Raw genomic sequence first — 13753 nt, forward strand, 5'->3', positions numbered from 1 at the left:
GAGATCGCTCTCCGCGGGCTTCTTATTTCAGACGTCAGGCAACGATTACTCGTTGGTCTGGCGGTTCTTCAGAGCGGCACCGAGAATGTCGCCGAGCGAAGCGCCCGAGTCGGACGAACCGAACTGAGCAACGGCTTCCTTCTCTTCCGCGATTTCCAGAGCCTTGATCGACAGCTGGATCTTGCGGTCCTTCTTGGAGAAGTTGGTGACGCGTGCGTCGACAACCTGGCCAACCGAGAAACGCTCCGGACGCTGTTCGTCGCGGTCACGCGACAGATCGGCGCGACGGATGAACGCGGTGATGTCCTCGTGGCTGACGAGCTTCACTTCGATACCACCGTCGTTGACGGCGATGATCTCGGCCGAAACGACAGCGTTCTTGCGCAGTTCGCCGGAAGCGGCGGCATCGCCGACTGCATCCTTGCCGAGCTGCTTGATACCGAGCGAGATGCGCTCCTTGTCGACGTCGACGTCGAGAACAACGGCACGAACGACGTCGCCCTTGTTGAACTCTTCGATGACCTGCTCGCCCGGACGGTTCCAGTCGAGATCGGAAAGGTGCACCATGCCGTCAACGTCGCCGTCGAGGCCGATGAACAGGCCGAATTCGGTCTTGTTCTTGACTTCGCCTTCAACTTCCGTGCCAGCCGGATGGCTGTGCGCGAATGCCTGCCACGGGTTCTCGAGCGTCTGCTTGAGGCCGAGCGAGATGCGACGCTTGGTCGGATCGACTTCGAGAACGACAACGTCGACTTCCTGGCTCGTGGACAGGATCTTGCCGGGGTGTACGTTCTTCTTGGTCCAGGACATTTCGGAGATGTGGATCAGGCCTTCGATGCCCGGCTCCAGCTCGACGAACGCACCGTAGTCGGTGATGTTCGTGACGGTACCGGAGATCTTCTTGCCGACCGGGTACTTCGCACCGATGCCATCCCACGGATCCGACTCGAGCTGCTTCATGCCGAGCGAGATGCGGTGGGTTTCCTGGTTGATGCGGATGATCTGAACCTTGACCTGCTGGCCGATGTTCAGGATCTCCGACGGATGGTTCACGCGACGCCATGCCATGTCGGTGACATGGAGCAGACCGTCGATGCCGCCGAGGTCGACGAACGCACCGTAATCGGTGATGTTCTTGACGACGCCTTCGACAACCTGGCCTTCTTCAAGGTTCTGAACGATTTCAGAACGCTGTTCGGCGCGGGATTCTTCGAGAACGGTACGACGCGAAACGACGATGTTGCCGCGACGCTTGTCCATCTTGAGGATTTCGAAGGGCTGCGGGTTGTGCATCAGCGGGGTCACGTCGCGGATCGGACGGATGTCGACCTGCGAGCGCGGAAGGAAGGCAACGGCGCCGTCGAGATCGACGGTGAAGCCACCCTTGACCTGGTTGAAGATGATGCCTTCGACGCGTTCGCCGGCTTCGAACTTCACTTCCAGGCGCATCCAGCTTTCTTCGCGGCGAGCCTTTTCGCGCGACAGAACAGCTTCGCCAAGCGCGTTTTCGATGCGCTCAACGTAGACTTCGACTTCGTCGCCGACCTTGAGCGAGCCGTCCTTGGCCTTCGCGCCGAATTCCTTCAGAGCGATGCGGCCTTCGACCTTCAGGCCGACGTCGACAACGGCGACGTCCTTTTCGATGGCCGTGACGATGCCCTTGGCAACATAGCCTTCGGCCAGATCGGTCTTCGCGAAGGATTCTTCGAGAAGCGCTGCGAAATCATCACGGGTTGGGTTGGTAGCAGACATGAAATCTCCTGCATGCATCTCAAATAGAGACACACATGCGCCGGGGGCTGGTGTTGAACAGGCCTGAACCCAGTCCGTCCCATCGAAGGGACAATCCGGCGCGTGGACGGAATTTCAGGCTTATGCAAGAAGAGCGATCCTGACAGTGTCGGAAAAAGGCTCTTCTTCAGATCTTCTTGATCAGGGCCGCATCGATCAGAGATTTCGCGGCCTGAAACGCCGCCTCTATACTCATTTCAGACGTATCAAGCAAGTGCGCGTCATCGGCGGGGCGCAAAGGACTGTCGGCCCGCCCCATGTCGCGCTCGTCGCGCTTCTTCACGTCGTCGAAGATCGCCGCATAATCGGCGGCTGCACCCTTGCCGACGATCTCGTCGAAGCGGCGTTTCGCCCGCACTTTCGGCGACGCGGTGACGTAGAGCTTTACCGCCGCATCGGGGCAGACGACGGTGCCTATATCGCGGCCGTCGAGCACGGTGCCCGGTTCTTTCCTCGAAAATGCCCGCTGCGCCTCGACCAGCGCGCGGCGCACGGCCGGCATGACGGCGATCTTCGATGCCGCCTCGCCGATCGCGTGGGCCGAGAGTACCGAGCGATCGAGTCCTGCCAGTTCGACCTCGAGCGCCATGCGCTCGGCCACCGCCTCGTCGTCGAGCGGCAGACCGGCATCGAGCAGGGCCTTTGCCGTCGCGCGGTAGGTCAGCCCGGTGTCGAGATGGTGAAAGCCGTACTCCTCGGCGATCTGGCGCGAGAGCGTGCCCTTGCCTGCCGCTGCGGGTCCGTCGATGGCGATGGTGAGTGTCATTCTGAAACCTGAATGTGAATGTGGTCGTCATGCCTTGCGGCACGACAGCCCTGGAATTTAATCGTTTCCGCCGAAACGCCAAGCCGTTCGGCCAGATGCGGTTCGACAAATATCTTGGCGATGCCGTAGGCCCGTCCCTCTTCAGACAGCCAGCGGATCGCTTCTCTGGTGCGATGTTCCTCAAGCGCCATCGGCCGCCAGAGCGATTGTAGCGCCGCGAGATCCCAACGCATGGTCACGAGATCGCTGCGCCCGTGGCATGGTTCAGCCGCGCCCTCAAACGGCTGCTCGAAAGCGAAGTATCCGAGCGGCGAACGTGTCTCCCCATCGCGGAAGGTTCCGCCGATATCGCTGTAGTAGAATGCGATATCCAGCTTGCGGCCGTCCGCATGGGAAAGGTGCGGCAGCAGGGGAAAGCCGTCGAAGAACGGAAAATTACCGTCGAGCGTCAGTGTCGTCGTTCCGGGGAAGGAACTGCTCATGTGAGCTGACAACGCCAATGCGGCCGTCTTCAACTCCGGCACCACATATTGTCGGTTCAGCACGCAGTAAAGTATGGACTGCATCCGCATCGTCGTTCCCTGCTCGGAAAAGCATGGTAGCGGGACACGCCTGAAGGCGGGAGCAGTCGCATATGCCAGCGCACTGCCGAGCCCATAGAGCGGCACGAACATCGCAAGCATTGCGACGGCGCGCGCCCTGCCTCGAACGCGGCGCGTCAGCAGCATGGCGACAAGCCAGATCAAACCGCCGATCTGCGTCAGAGCCGTCAACAGGACGACGATCGCGGCATTGACCAACCAACGGATCAGAGAGCGCGGCCTCATACGAGCGCCCGTTGCTGCGCGAAGGATTTACTCTGCTTCATCATTCGATGGTCGCACCCAATCCCGTCATCAGCTCGATGAACCCGGGAAAGCTGGTGGCGATCATCGTCGCGTCGTCGATGGTGACCGGGTGTTCGGACGCAAGCCCCATGACGAGGAAGCTCATGGCGATGCGGTGATCGAGATGGGTGGCGACGGCAGCGCCGGCCGCATTGCCGAGGCCCTTGCCGCCGGGGCGGCCCTGCACGACGAGGGAGCCCGGCCCCTCTTCGCAATCGACGCCGTTGAGCTTCAGTCCGGCGGTGACAGCGGAAAGGCGATCGGATTCCTTCGCGCACAACGCCTCAAGGCCGCTCATGACCGTGCGACCCTCGGCAAAGGCAGCCGCTACGGCCAGCACCGGATACGCGTCGATCATCGAGGGGGTGCGGTCCTGCGGCACGGTGACACCTTTCAACTCGGAAGAACGGACGCGCAGGTCCGCCACCTCCTCACCGCCCTGGAGCCGCTCGCTCAGCACGTCTATTCTTGCGCCCATCTCCTGAAGCGTGGCGATCAGTCCGGTGCGGGTGGGGTTCATCAGCACATCGAGAAGGGTGATGTCGGAACCCGGCACGACGAGCGCCGCCACCAGTGGAAAGGCGGCCGAGGACGGATCGCCGGGAATATCGATATCCTGGCCGGTCAGCCTGCCCTGCCCTTCGAGCCGAACGATGCGTTCGCCTTCGGCGCCAGCCTCGACCATCAGGTTCACGCCGAAGGCCTGGAGCATTCTTTCCGTATGGTCGCGCGTCGCTACCGGCTCGATCACCGTGGTGATGCCCGGCGCGTTCAGGCCTGCGAGCAGTACGGCGGATTTTACCTGGGCCGGGGCCGTCGGTAAGCGGTAGCTCACCGGGTTCGCCGTCTTCGGCCCGCGAAGCGTCACCGGCAGGAGACCGCCATCGGCCGACATCACCTGGACGCCCATCTGGCGCAAGGGATCGAGCACGCGGTCCATCGGCCGCATGACGAGCGATGGATCGCCGACGAAGGTCGTTGCAAAATCATAGACGCCGGCGAGCCCCATGATCAGGCAGCAGCCGGTACCGGCATTGCCGAAATCGAGCGGCGCTTCGGGCTCAAGCAGCGCACCGTTGCCGACACCGTCGACGATCCAGGTGCCCCCCTCCTTGTGCACCGTGGCGCCGAGGGCCTGCATCGCCCTTGCAGTGTTGAAGATATCCTCGCCTTCGAGCAGTCCCGCAATCCGCGTCCGACCGGCGGCAAGCCCGCCGAGCATCAGGGCGCGATGGGAAATCGACTTGTCGCCGGGGATACGCACCGTGCCGCGGAGAGCCACGGATCTGCGCGCAATGGCAGGCTTTGCGATCAAGCCAGCGGACATGAAAACCCTCCTTAAACCTGCAGCCGAAACCACTCATGACGACAGGCCAAACGGCTGCGGAGGCGCGACCCGCCTTCGGTGCGTTGCCTAACACAATGCAATTGCGCGATCATCCTCCCGGCGCGAAGAAAAAGCAGGCGGCGCAGGGCTTTCGAGTTTTATCTTTGACAGATGCGGCCAAGATGATTATGGGGACCGGCTAATCATCATAGGCTTGATATCCTTTCCACCCGCCGGCTTTCCGGCAAGCGCCGGCTCGGCCGGCCATTCAAGAGGCTTTGACTGTGGCAAAAGCGGAACTCGGAACAAAGCGCATTGACCCGGAAACGGGGCGCAAATTCTACGATCTGAACCGTGATCCGATCGTTTCCCCCTACACCGGCAAGTCCTACCCGCTGTCCTTCTTCGAAGAAACCTCGGTTGCCAAGGTGCTGGAGAAGGAAGAGGAAGAGGACGTCGCTGAAGTCGACACCGAGAACACGGAAGTCGAACTCGTATCGCTCGAGGAAGCTGACGACGAAGCAGCCGGCGGCGACGAGATTCCGGATCTGGGCGACGACGAAGTGGAGATCGACGGCGACGACGACGACGACGACACCTTCCTGCAGACAGACGACGAAGACGATGACGACGACATGAGCGACCTCATCGGCGTGTCCGACGACGACGACGACGTCTAAGCACTTAGAATAATACGCGAATGCCTCCCGTCCCTGCCAAATGGCGTGGACGGGAGAAAATCGGGCCGGTCCTGAAATTATTTCCACCGGCCTGACATTTTCGGCTTGCTATCCGCGAAAAGCAGAAGTAATAAGCCGCCACTCGCCGGGCACAACAGCCCGACAAGTTTCCCGGAACCGGCCTCGCCGGACCCGATATGGGGCTATAGCTCAGCTGGGAGAGCGCTTGCATGGCATGCAAGAGGTCAGCGGTTCGATCCCGCTTAGCTCCACCAAGTCTTCCAATGATCTATTTTCTTCGTTCAGATCAACGCCTTACAGCGACTTCTCATTTTCATTCTGACCAACGATCCAAAGGCAGGTCTCGGTTTCGGTTCCGTACATATTACAGATTGCGACGACACGTTGAACCTCAACCCGACTCAATCCATAAATGTGGTGCTTTCAAACTTTGGCTCCCTCATCGATGGACGTTAGATGGCTGACACTCTTCCATACCTCCCTACACCGGGTTCAATCCGCACCGCGCTTGAACGCATACGTGATGCGGCCACGCCTGATCGAGTAACAACTGACTTCATTCAAACAAAGCTTGCCATCAAAGGTGGGACAGGTGCCAGCATAGCCGCCTTTCTTAAGAAGATCGGCTTGGTGAATTCTGACGCCAGTCCGACCGATCTCTATAAGAAATTTCGCAACACTCAGACTTCGGGCGCGTCAATCGCAGAAGCAATTCGTATTGGCTATCGGGAGCTGTTTGATATCAACGAGTATTGCTACGCGCTCAGCGACAAAGACTTGCTGTCGCTAGTGTGCCAAGCGACTGGGTCTGCTGCTGACAGCCGAACGGCAGAACTAACTGTAGCGACGTTCAAGAACCTCAAAGCATTTGCCGACTTCGATGCAAAGTCCAAGGCGGTCGATACTATGCCCGAAGAGGTGGTCTCGCCTGCTATGCCTGCCTATCGAGCACCCACGAACAACCAAGACAACCTCGGACTAAACCTCTCTTACACCATCAATCTCAACCTGCCCGCCACGTCAGATCAGGCCGTATTCAACGCGATCTTTCGCAGCTTGAGGGAACATCTGCTGAATGGCGAGTAGGGCGCTGGTGGAGAAGATCAAATCCTTTGGCATGACAAACCAGATGATTGCCGAGGATATCAGCGCCATCGAACGGCGGTATAACATCGAACTGGGCCATATTCGCGGACAGAGCGAGACCGTGGAGAGCGACTACTATCCTCAGCTCGACGCAGCAGTGCGGGCCGAAGGCGCTATGATGGCTCGCCATTATGAGGTTTTTTACTCGCTGGAACGCTCGATTAGGGCATTGGTCCGAGACACACTCGTAACCGACACCCAGAGCGAGGACTGGTGGAACTCCTCAAAGATACCGCAAGCTATCAAGGACGAGGTTACCAAGCGCATCCAAAAGGAACTTGATGCTGGCGTCAGCAGGCGCTCTCAAGATGCCCTGGACTACACAACGTTTGGCGAGTTGTACGATGTAATCAATTCCCACTGGTCGCTATTTGGCTCGCTCTTCAATAGCAGGAAGGGCCTTGAGAAAGTCATTGCCAGCCTAAATGCGCTCCGCAATCCTATCGCGCACTGCTGCCCGTTAGCCGAAGACGAGGAACTTCGCTTGCGGATTACCGTCCGTGATTGGTTTCGGTTGATGGAGAAGTAGCCGCTGAAATCATGCTGGGGGGTCGAAAACACATAATCAGGGTAGAAGAAACACACGCGGGAGAATTAGGACAGAGCCAGACCTGAGACACGTTTGGCCAGTCGAGCCAGTGTAGACCGTGAGCAGCCCGTGGCAGCAACAATAGTGTTCCAGCTCATGCCACTCTCAAGCATCTTCACGATGCCTGCATTCCGCTCCTCGTCTTTAGGGCGACCCTTATAGGCCCCATCGACTTTGGCCTTAGCAATGCCTTGAGCCTGCCGCCTTCTGAGGTTGGCAGGTCGAGTGCAGCCACCTTCACCCTGCGAGCCTGTATCTCGGCCTTACGGCCGTCACCATATTTGGGCCAATCGTCTGCGCCGTCCGGCCGATATATTCCCTTGCGCTTTTTTTCTGCTACCAACGGGGAAAATCGAACCGGTCGCTTGGTGAACCGGATTGAATTCACGTGCCGGGGGATCAGATGAGTTTTACCGAAACGACCAGAACGTCGTGGTTTGCACGCCTCAAGAATGGCGTCATCGGCATCTTCATCGGGCTCGTCCTGGTCTTCGGCATGATCTGGTTGCTGGCCTGGAACGAAGGCCGTTCGGTCAAGACCTATCGGGCGCTCGTCGAGGGCGCCGGTGCGGTTGTCGATGTCGACAGCGGCGCCGTCGAGGCTGGCAACGAGGGCAAGCTGGTCCACATCGCCGGGCGGATCGACCCTGTCGGGACGCCCACCGATAGCCTGCTAGAAGTGTCCGCGAATGGGGCTGCGGGTCTGCGCCGCTCGGTCGAGATGTATCAATGGGTCGAGGAAAAGAAGAGCGAGACGCGCAAGACGCTCGGCGGCGGCGAGGAAACGGTCACCACCTATTCCTACGCCAAGGAGTGGCGCAGCGACCGCGCCGATTCGGCCGATTTCCGTGACGGCAACGGGCACCAGAACCCGGAAATGCCGCTCTCGAGCGAGCGTTTCACCGTCGAGCGCGCGATGCTCGGCGCGTTTTCGGTCAACGGCAGGGCCGTAGCCGACCTCGGTCGCGACAGCCCGGTTAAGATGGCGGACGCCGATCTGCAGCGCGTGGCCGATGCGCTCGACACCAACCGCCCTGTCAAGACCGACGGCCAGACGATCTTCGTCTCCGCTGACCGCCAGAACCCAGCCGTCGGCGATCTGCGCATCGGCTTTACCCGCGAAGACACGGAAACCGCGAGCTTCGTTGCGGCGCAGAAAGGCGGCAGCCTTGTCTCCTATCGCACCACCAACGGCCGCGACCTGTTCCTGAGCTCGGCCGGCATTGCCAGCGCCGCCGAGATGTTCGACGCAGCCCAGAGCGAGAACACGCTGATTACCTGGCTCGTTCGGGTGGGCGGACTGATCGGCCTGTTCATCGGCTTCACGCTGATGCTCTCGCTCATTTCCATCATCGCCGACGTCATTCCGATCCTCGGCTCGGTGGTCGCATTCGGCACCGGCATCATCGCCGCGATCCTGACGCTGATCATCGGCCCCCTGGTCATCGCCATCGCCTGGTTTGCTTATCGCCCGCTGCTGTCGCTGGTGATCGTCGCCGTCGGGGCGCTCGTTGCCTTCAGCATCGGCTATCTTCGTGCCGGCAAAGCGAAACCGCTCGCCGCTGGCGTGACGGCCTGACGAATGGGGCGGGCGCTGGACGCCCACCCCCATGCCTTTGCGAAATATTAAGGGATCGCGGGGAAGAACACGGGCCTGATGTTTCTGCTCTCCAAGATCTTCTGGCTCGTCGCGCAGCCCCTTTCCCTGGCGTTCTTCGCCACCTTGGCGGGGCTCGTCACAACGGCGGCAGGCCTTCGGCGCACCGGCGCCGCCTTCGGCCTTTTCGGCGCACTCGTGCTCTTCATCAGCCTGTTCACGACGACAGGATCCTATTTCCTGCAGATGCTCGAGGACCGCTTCCCGCGGTCGGCTGAGCCACCCGTAGCCCTCTCCTGCATCATCGTGCTCGGCGGCGCCTTCGAGAACGAGGTCATGGCGAACCGTGGCGGCATCGAGTTCAACCAGGCGGCCGACCGCTTCATCGAGACGGCGATGCTGGCCAAGCGCTATCCGAAGGCGCGCATTCTGGTGTCCGGCGGCGATGGTTCGTTCAGCGGCGCCTATGACGGCGATGCCAAGGCATCGGACGCCTTCTTTGCCGCCTTCGGCATCGACCCCGATCGGCTGATTCGCGAGGAGCAGTCGAGGACGACATTCGAAAACGCCCGCAACACGGAAGAACTACTGACCGCAAGCGGCCTTTCCAACTGCGCGCTGGTGACGTCGGCCTTCCATATGCCGCGCTCGGTCGGGCTTTTCCGCAAGCTCGGGCTCAAGGTCACGCCCTGGCCGACGGACTACCGAACCAGCGGCATGGTCAAACCAGGCTTCGACTTCACCCAGCCATCTCTCAATGCCCAGCTGACAACGACGGCGGTGCGCGAATGGATCGGACTGGCGGCCTACTATTTCGGCGGTCGCACCGACAGCCTGCTTCCCGGCGTCTCACCACCCAACGCGTCACCCCGTTGACGCGACGACCCCGGATGCTCCAGCTTGCGATGCGACAGACTTCCGCGATGCGCCTTTCAACGGAGCGGCCATGACAATCCTCGAAATCCTCGATTATGCCGGCGTCGCCGTCTTCGCGGCCACAGGCGCGCTCTCGGCTTCGCGCAAACAGCTCGACATCATCGGTTATCTCTTCCTTGCCTCGGTCACCGGCATCGGCGGTGGAACGATGCGCGACGTCATCCTTGGCGCAACGCCGGTGTTCTGGGTGCTCAAGCCGAACTACCTGCTCGTCTGCGCCTCGGTGAGCGTGATCCTGTTTTTCACGGCGCACCTGTTCTATTCGCGTTACCGCGTACTGGTCTGGCTCGATGCGATCGGCATGTCGGCCTATTGCGTCATGGGCGCGGCAAAGGGCTTGGCGGCAACCGGCTCGCCCGCGGTCGCCCTTGTCACCGGCATGCTGACGGCGACCTTCGGCGGCGTCCTGCGCGACCTGCTGGCAGGTGAGCCCTCGGTGCTGCTGCGCCCGGAAGTCTATGTGACGGCTGCCCTGATCGGCTCCGGCGTCTTTGTCGTCGCCACCATGATCGGACTGCCGCTGGCGGCGACTTCGGCGCTCGGCGTGATCTCAGCCTTCACCGTGCGCGCCGGCGCGCTCAAATACGGCTGGACGCTGCCGATCGGCAAGGCAAGCCCCGGCCGCGACCCCGACGATGTGATGTAGGAAGAAACTCTTTACGCGCGCTCGCGCTTGCGGCGCAGCCGAATGACCACGTCGACATGGGCAATCTCCATGCCCTCGGGCGGTTCCGGTAGATTGCCGATCTCGATATTGCTGACCGGGATATCGAGAACTTCGTTCTGACCCTCGACGAAGAAGTGGTGGTGGTCGGAAACGTTGGTGTCGAAGTAGGTCTTGGCACTTTCCACCGCGAGCACGCGGATCATGCCGGCCTCGGTGAACTGATGCAGCGTGTTGTAGACAGTTGCCAGCGAAACCGGCACGCCGGCGACAACAGCCTCTTCATGCAGCTCTTCAACGGTGAGGTGACGGTCGCCCTTGGCGAAGATCAGATCGGCAAGCGCGACGCGCTGACGCGTCGGGCGCAGGCCCGAGCTGCGCAATCTCTCTTCCGAACTCACTTCGGTTGCTTTCGTCATCAAGGAGCGTTCCATGGATCCCGTAAAATTTACAATACTTTCGTTGCGATATAACTTTTGCGCGCTGTTCTTTCAATAGATTCTAAGGTGCAGAAAGGCTGGAATGCCTGAAAAACCGGCCTATTTCCGGAAAGGCTGGTATTTAACTCTGGTCGGACCCACATTGATCCTGTAAGCGACGGCGGAACGATACCGCCATCGAAATGGGCGACACCGGCGTCGGAAACATCGAAAACGGCCATTGATGCGCTTCATTTCACAGCGAACTTGCTCTAAAGCAGGTCTGACAACACTTTATGTTACTCGGGGAAACAACCATTGATGACGACCAGACAATCAAGCTTCAGCTATGAGGAAATCCTGACCTGCGGCCGAGGTGAACTGTTTGGCCCCGGCAATGCGCAGCTGCCGCTGCCGCCCATGCTCATGGTTCACCGCATCACGGAAATCTCCGAAACGGGCGGCGCCTTCGACAAGGGTTTCATCCGCGCTGAATACGACGTCAGCCCTGATGACTGGTACTTCCCCTGCCACTTCCAGGGCAACCCGATCATGCCCGGCTGCCTCGGCCTCGACGGTATGTGGCAGTTGACCGGCTTCTTCCTCGGCTGGCTCGGCGAGCCCGGTCGCGGCATGGCGCTTTCGACAGGCGAAGTGAAGTTCAAGGGCATGGTTCGCCCGCACACCAAGCTGCTGCAGTACGGAATCGACTTCAAGCGGGTCATGCGCGGCCGCCTCGTGCTCGGCACTGCCGACGGCTGGCTGAAGGCCGACGGCGAGACCATCTACCAGGCAACCGACCTGCGTGTCGGTCTGTCGAAGGAAAAGACCGAGTAATCCGCGGGTTCTCCGCACCGAATGAGATAAAGAAAAGGTCATTACCATGAGACGGGTTGTTGTCACGGGCCTCGGGATCGTTTCCTCGATCGGAAACAATGCCGACGAAGTCACGGCATCGCTGCGCGACGCCAAATCGGGCATAACGTTTTCTCCCGATTTCGCCGAAAACGGCTTCAAGTGCCAGGTCTGGGGCGCACCGACGCTCGATCCGACCGATCTCGTCGACCGGCGCGCCATGCGCTTCCTGTCGCAGGGCGGCGCGTGGAATCACGTGGCCATGAAGCAGGCGATCGCCGACTCCGGCCTCGAGGAAGCGGTGATTTCCCGCAACGAGCGCACCGGCATCATCATGGGTTCGGGCGGCCCGTCCACCCGCACCATCGTCGAGGCGGCGGACATCACCCGCAAGAACGTGAGCCCGAAGCGCATCGGCCCGTTTGCCGTGCCGAAGGCGATGTCGTCGACGGCCTCGGCCACGCTTGCGACCTGGTTCCAGATCCACGGCGTCAACTACTCGATCTCGTCGGCCTGCTCGACCTCGGCGCATTGCATCGGCAATGCCGCAGAAATGATCCAGTGGGGCAAGCAGGACGTGATGTTCGCCGGCGGCCACGAGGACCTGGACTGGTCGATGTCCAACCTGTTCGACGCCATGGGCGCGATGTCCTCCAAGTACAACGACACGCCTTCGACTGCCTCGCGCGCCTATGACGCCAGCCGTGACGGCTTCGTCATCGCCGGCGGTGCCGGTGTGCTGGTGCTCGAAGAACTGGAACATGCCAAGGCGCGCGGCGCCAAGATCTACGCCGAAATCGTCGGCTACGGCGCGACATCCGACGGCTACGACATGGTCGCCCCGTCGGGCGAAGGCGCTGCCCGCTGCATGCGCCAGGCGCTGTCGACCGTGAAGGGCGACGTCGATTACATCAACACCCATGGCACCTCGACCCCGGTTGGCGACAGCAAGGAAATCGGCGCCATCCGCGAAGTCTTCGGCTCGAAGATCCCGCACATCCAGTCGACGAAGTCGCTGACCGGGCACTCGCTGGGGGCTGCCGGCGTCCAGGAATCGATCTACGGTCTCCTGATGATGCAGGCCGGCTTCATCGGCGAAAGCGCCCACATCACCGAACTCGACCCGGAATTCGACGGCGTTCCGATCGTGCGCAAGCGCATCGACAACGCCAAGATCGACACGGTTCTTTCCAACTCGTTCGGTTTCGGCGGCACCAATGCAACGCTCGTCTTCCAGCGCCACAACGGATAACACCATGACGGGACTGATGAACGGAAAGCGTGGCCTCATCATGGGTGTGGCCAACAACCACTCCATTGCCTGGGGCATCTCCAAGGCGCTGGCAGCCCAGGGCGCGGAACTGGCCTTCACCTACCAGGGTGAAGCGCTCGGCAAGCGCGTGAAGCCGCTGGCGGCCGAAGTCGGTTCCGACTTCCTGCTTCCCTGCGACGTCGAGGACATCGCTTCCGTCGATACGGTGATCTCGGCCATCAAGGAGCGCTGGGGCACGCTCGACTTCATCGTCCACGCCATCGGCTTTTCCGACAAGAACGAGTTGAAGGGCCTGTACGCCGACACCAGCCGCGACAACTTCAGCCGCACCATGGTGATCTCGTGCTTCTCGTTTACGGAGATCGCCAAGCGGGCCGCCGAACTGATGAACGACGGCGGCTCGATGCTGACGCTCACCTATGGCGGCTCGGTGCGGGTCATGCCGAACTACAACGTCATGGGCGTCGCGAAGGCTGCCCTCGAAGCCTCCGTCCGCTATCTGGCGGCCGACTACGGCGTGCGCGGCATCCGCGTCAACGCGATTTCCGCCGGCCCGATCCGCACGCTTGCGGGCGCCGGCATTTCCGATGCGCGCGCCATGCTCTCCTGGCAGCAGAAGAATTCGCCGCTTCGCCGCACCGTCACCATCGACGATGTCGGCAGCTCGGCGCTCTACCTGCTTTCCGACCTGTCGCGCGGCGTCACCGGCGAAATCCACTATGTGGACTCCGGCTACAACATCACGTCCATGCCGGCGCTCGACGCGCTCAGGACCGCCGACACCGAATAAAGACCCATCGAT

General features: G+C 61.0%; 16 protein-coding genes, 1 tRNA gene and 1 pseudogene. 11 read left to right on the forward strand and 7 right to left on the reverse strand.

The genetic code is table 11. The annotated features are described in order from the left end of the window. Nucleotides 1–45 precede the first annotated feature (45 nt). The 4 genes from rpsA to aroA all read right to left on the reverse strand — a co-directional run bounded on the left by rpsA (nucleotide 46) and on the right by aroA (nucleotide 4771). Nucleotides 46–1752, reverse strand: coding sequence for a 30S ribosomal protein S1 (gene rpsA, locus BLJAPNOD_RS02090; RefSeq protein WP_077499319.1), 1707 nt, complete (start codon nucleotides 1750–1752; stop codon nucleotides 46–48). 166 nt (nucleotides 1753–1918) lie between these two features. Beyond that, nucleotides 1919–2557, reverse strand: a complete 639-nt coding sequence (cmk, locus tag BLJAPNOD_RS02095; RefSeq protein WP_115418751.1) for a (d)CMP kinase — start codon at nucleotides 2555–2557, stop codon at nucleotides 1919–1921. Next, nucleotides 2554–3384, reverse strand: coding sequence for a hypothetical protein (locus BLJAPNOD_RS02100; RefSeq protein WP_199565879.1), 831 nt, complete (start codon nucleotides 3382–3384; stop codon nucleotides 2554–2556). The genes cmk and BLJAPNOD_RS02100 overlap by 4 nt, the downstream gene beginning before the upstream one ends. A 40-nt stretch (nucleotides 3385–3424) precedes the next feature. After that, nucleotides 3425–4771, reverse strand: a complete 1347-nt coding sequence (aroA, locus tag BLJAPNOD_RS02105; protein WP_115418752.1) for a 3-phosphoshikimate 1-carboxyvinyltransferase — start codon at nucleotides 4769–4771, stop codon at nucleotides 3425–3427. Between the two features lie 35 nt (nucleotides 4772–4806). On the opposite strand from aroA, the gene BLJAPNOD_RS35305 reads away from it, so the two are divergent. The 5 genes from BLJAPNOD_RS35305 (at nucleotide 4807) to BLJAPNOD_RS02125 (ending at nucleotide 7147) form a co-directional block, all read left to right on the forward strand. Continuing rightward, the gene (locus tag BLJAPNOD_RS35305; protein WP_158556094.1) at nucleotides 4807–4974 is read left to right on the forward strand and encodes a hypothetical protein; all 168 of its coding nucleotides are present in this window, start codon (nucleotides 4807–4809) and stop codon (nucleotides 4972–4974) included. 81 nt (nucleotides 4975–5055) lie between these two features. After that, the gene (locus BLJAPNOD_RS02110) at nucleotides 5056–5451 is read left to right on the forward strand and encodes a TIGR02300 family protein (RefSeq protein WP_077499558.1); all 396 of its coding nucleotides are present in this window, start codon (nucleotides 5056–5058) and stop codon (nucleotides 5449–5451) included. 199 nt (nucleotides 5452–5650) lie between these two features. Continuing rightward, nucleotides 5651–5726: transfer RNA gene (locus BLJAPNOD_RS02115), tRNA-Ala, on the forward strand. Nucleotides 5727–5928: 202 nt separating this feature from the next. Further along, nucleotides 5929–6558 (forward strand): DUF5343 domain-containing protein, encoded by a 630-nt coding sequence (locus BLJAPNOD_RS02120; RefSeq protein WP_115418753.1) that lies wholly within the window; start codon nucleotides 5929–5931, stop codon nucleotides 6556–6558. A 7-nt stretch (nucleotides 6559–6565) separates the two neighbouring features. After that, on the forward strand, nucleotides 6566–7147 hold the full coding sequence (locus BLJAPNOD_RS02125) for a Swt1 family HEPN domain-containing protein (protein WP_199565880.1): 582 nt from the start codon (nucleotides 6566–6568) through the stop codon (nucleotides 7145–7147). Nucleotides 7148–7212: 65 nt separating this feature from the next. On the opposite strand, the pseudogene BLJAPNOD_RS35850 reads toward BLJAPNOD_RS02125, so the two are convergent. After that, nucleotides 7213–7472: pseudogene (locus tag BLJAPNOD_RS35850) on the reverse strand (helix-turn-helix domain-containing protein); the annotation flags it as partial. Between the two features lie 138 nt (nucleotides 7473–7610). Between BLJAPNOD_RS35850 and BLJAPNOD_RS02135 the strand changes: the two are divergent. The 3 genes from BLJAPNOD_RS02135 to BLJAPNOD_RS02145 all read left to right on the forward strand — a co-directional run bounded on the left by BLJAPNOD_RS02135 (nucleotide 7611) and on the right by BLJAPNOD_RS02145 (nucleotide 10386). Beyond that, nucleotides 7611–8786, forward strand: a complete 1176-nt coding sequence (locus BLJAPNOD_RS02135; RefSeq protein ID WP_115418755.1) for a TMEM43 family protein — start codon at nucleotides 7611–7613, stop codon at nucleotides 8784–8786. A 78-nt stretch (nucleotides 8787–8864) separates the two neighbouring features. After that, a complete protein-coding gene (locus tag BLJAPNOD_RS02140; protein ID WP_115418756.1) occupies nucleotides 8865–9680 on the forward strand; it encodes a YdcF family protein in 816 nt (271 codons plus the stop codon). 70 nt (nucleotides 9681–9750) lie between these two features. Next, on the forward strand, nucleotides 9751–10386 hold the full coding sequence (locus BLJAPNOD_RS02145; protein WP_115418757.1) for a trimeric intracellular cation channel family protein: 636 nt from the start codon (nucleotides 9751–9753) through the stop codon (nucleotides 10384–10386). An 11-nt stretch (nucleotides 10387–10397) separates the two neighbouring features. Here the strand turns inward: BLJAPNOD_RS02145 and irrA are convergent, their stop codons facing one another. Together irrA and BLJAPNOD_RS35125 are read right to left on the reverse strand one after the other, a co-directional pair. Then, a complete protein-coding gene (irrA, locus tag BLJAPNOD_RS02150) occupies nucleotides 10398–10823 on the reverse strand; it encodes an iron response transcriptional regulator IrrA (RefSeq protein ID WP_077499560.1) in 426 nt (141 codons plus the stop codon). 29 nt (nucleotides 10824–10852) lie between these two features. Beyond that, a complete protein-coding gene (locus tag BLJAPNOD_RS35125) occupies nucleotides 10853–11065 on the reverse strand; it encodes a hypothetical protein (RefSeq protein WP_147294516.1) in 213 nt (70 codons plus the stop codon). A 79-nt stretch (nucleotides 11066–11144) separates the two neighbouring features. On the opposite strand from BLJAPNOD_RS35125, the gene fabA reads away from it, so the two are divergent. From fabA to fabI, 3 genes are read left to right on the forward strand one after another with little or no spacing between them, the layout of a single operon-like run. Beyond that, entirely contained in the window at nucleotides 11145–11660 is a 516-nt protein-coding gene (fabA, locus tag BLJAPNOD_RS02155; RefSeq protein ID WP_077499331.1) for a 3-hydroxyacyl-[acyl-carrier-protein] dehydratase FabA, read from the forward strand. A 46-nt stretch (nucleotides 11661–11706) separates the two neighbouring features. Next, nucleotides 11707–12930, forward strand: a complete 1224-nt coding sequence (fabB, locus tag BLJAPNOD_RS02160; protein WP_115418758.1) for a beta-ketoacyl-ACP synthase I — start codon at nucleotides 11707–11709, stop codon at nucleotides 12928–12930. 4 nt (nucleotides 12931–12934) lie between these two features. Beyond that, a complete protein-coding gene (gene fabI / locus BLJAPNOD_RS02165; RefSeq protein ID WP_077499335.1) occupies nucleotides 12935–13741 on the forward strand; it encodes an enoyl-ACP reductase FabI in 807 nt (268 codons plus the stop codon). Nucleotides 13742–13753: the final 12 nt, after the last annotated feature.

Origin of the sequence: Ensifer sp. M14 (assembly GCF_003355565.1) — a bacterium.
Lineage (GTDB): Bacteria > Pseudomonadota > Alphaproteobacteria > Rhizobiales > Rhizobiaceae > Ensifer.

Bases quoted from the DNA above. Each gene is read 5' to 3' on its own strand.
- fabA (WP_077499331.1), top strand. From the start codon at position 11,145: ATGACGACCAGACAATCAAGCTTCAGCTATGAGGAAATCCTGACCTGC.
- aroA (WP_115418752.1), bottom strand. From the start codon at position 4,771: ATGTCCGCTGGCTTGATCGCAAAGCCTGCCATTGCGCGCAGATCCGTG.
- BLJAPNOD_RS02145 (WP_115418757.1), top strand. From the start codon at position 9,751: ATGACAATCCTCGAAATCCTCGATTATGCCGGCGTCGCCGTCTTCGCG.
- irrA (WP_077499560.1), bottom strand. From the start codon at position 10,823: ATGACGAAAGCAACCGAAGTGAGTTCGGAAGAGAGATTGCGCAGCTCG.
- BLJAPNOD_RS35305 (WP_158556094.1), top strand. From the start codon at position 4,807: ATGACGACAGGCCAAACGGCTGCGGAGGCGCGACCCGCCTTCGGTGCG.
- cmk (WP_115418751.1), bottom strand. From the start codon at position 2,557: ATGACACTCACCATCGCCATCGACGGACCCGCAGCGGCAGGCAAGGGC.
- BLJAPNOD_RS02140 (WP_115418756.1), top strand. From the start codon at position 8,865: ATGTTTCTGCTCTCCAAGATCTTCTGGCTCGTCGCGCAGCCCCTTTCC.
- BLJAPNOD_RS35125 (WP_147294516.1), bottom strand. From the start codon at position 11,065: ATGGCCGTTTTCGATGTTTCCGACGCCGGTGTCGCCCATTTCGATGGC.
- rpsA (WP_077499319.1), bottom strand. From the start codon at position 1,752: ATGTCTGCTACCAACCCAACCCGTGATGATTTCGCAGCGCTTCTCGAA.
- BLJAPNOD_RS02120 (WP_115418753.1), top strand. From the start codon at position 5,929: ATGGCTGACACTCTTCCATACCTCCCTACACCGGGTTCAATCCGCACC.
- BLJAPNOD_RS02100 (WP_199565879.1), bottom strand. From the start codon at position 3,384: ATGAGGCCGCGCTCTCTGATCCGTTGGTTGGTCAATGCCGCGATCGTC.
- fabI (WP_077499335.1), top strand. From the start codon at position 12,935: ATGACGGGACTGATGAACGGAAAGCGTGGCCTCATCATGGGTGTGGCC.
- BLJAPNOD_RS02135 (WP_115418755.1), top strand. From the start codon at position 7,611: ATGAGTTTTACCGAAACGACCAGAACGTCGTGGTTTGCACGCCTCAAG.
- fabB (WP_115418758.1), top strand. From the start codon at position 11,707: ATGAGACGGGTTGTTGTCACGGGCCTCGGGATCGTTTCCTCGATCGGA.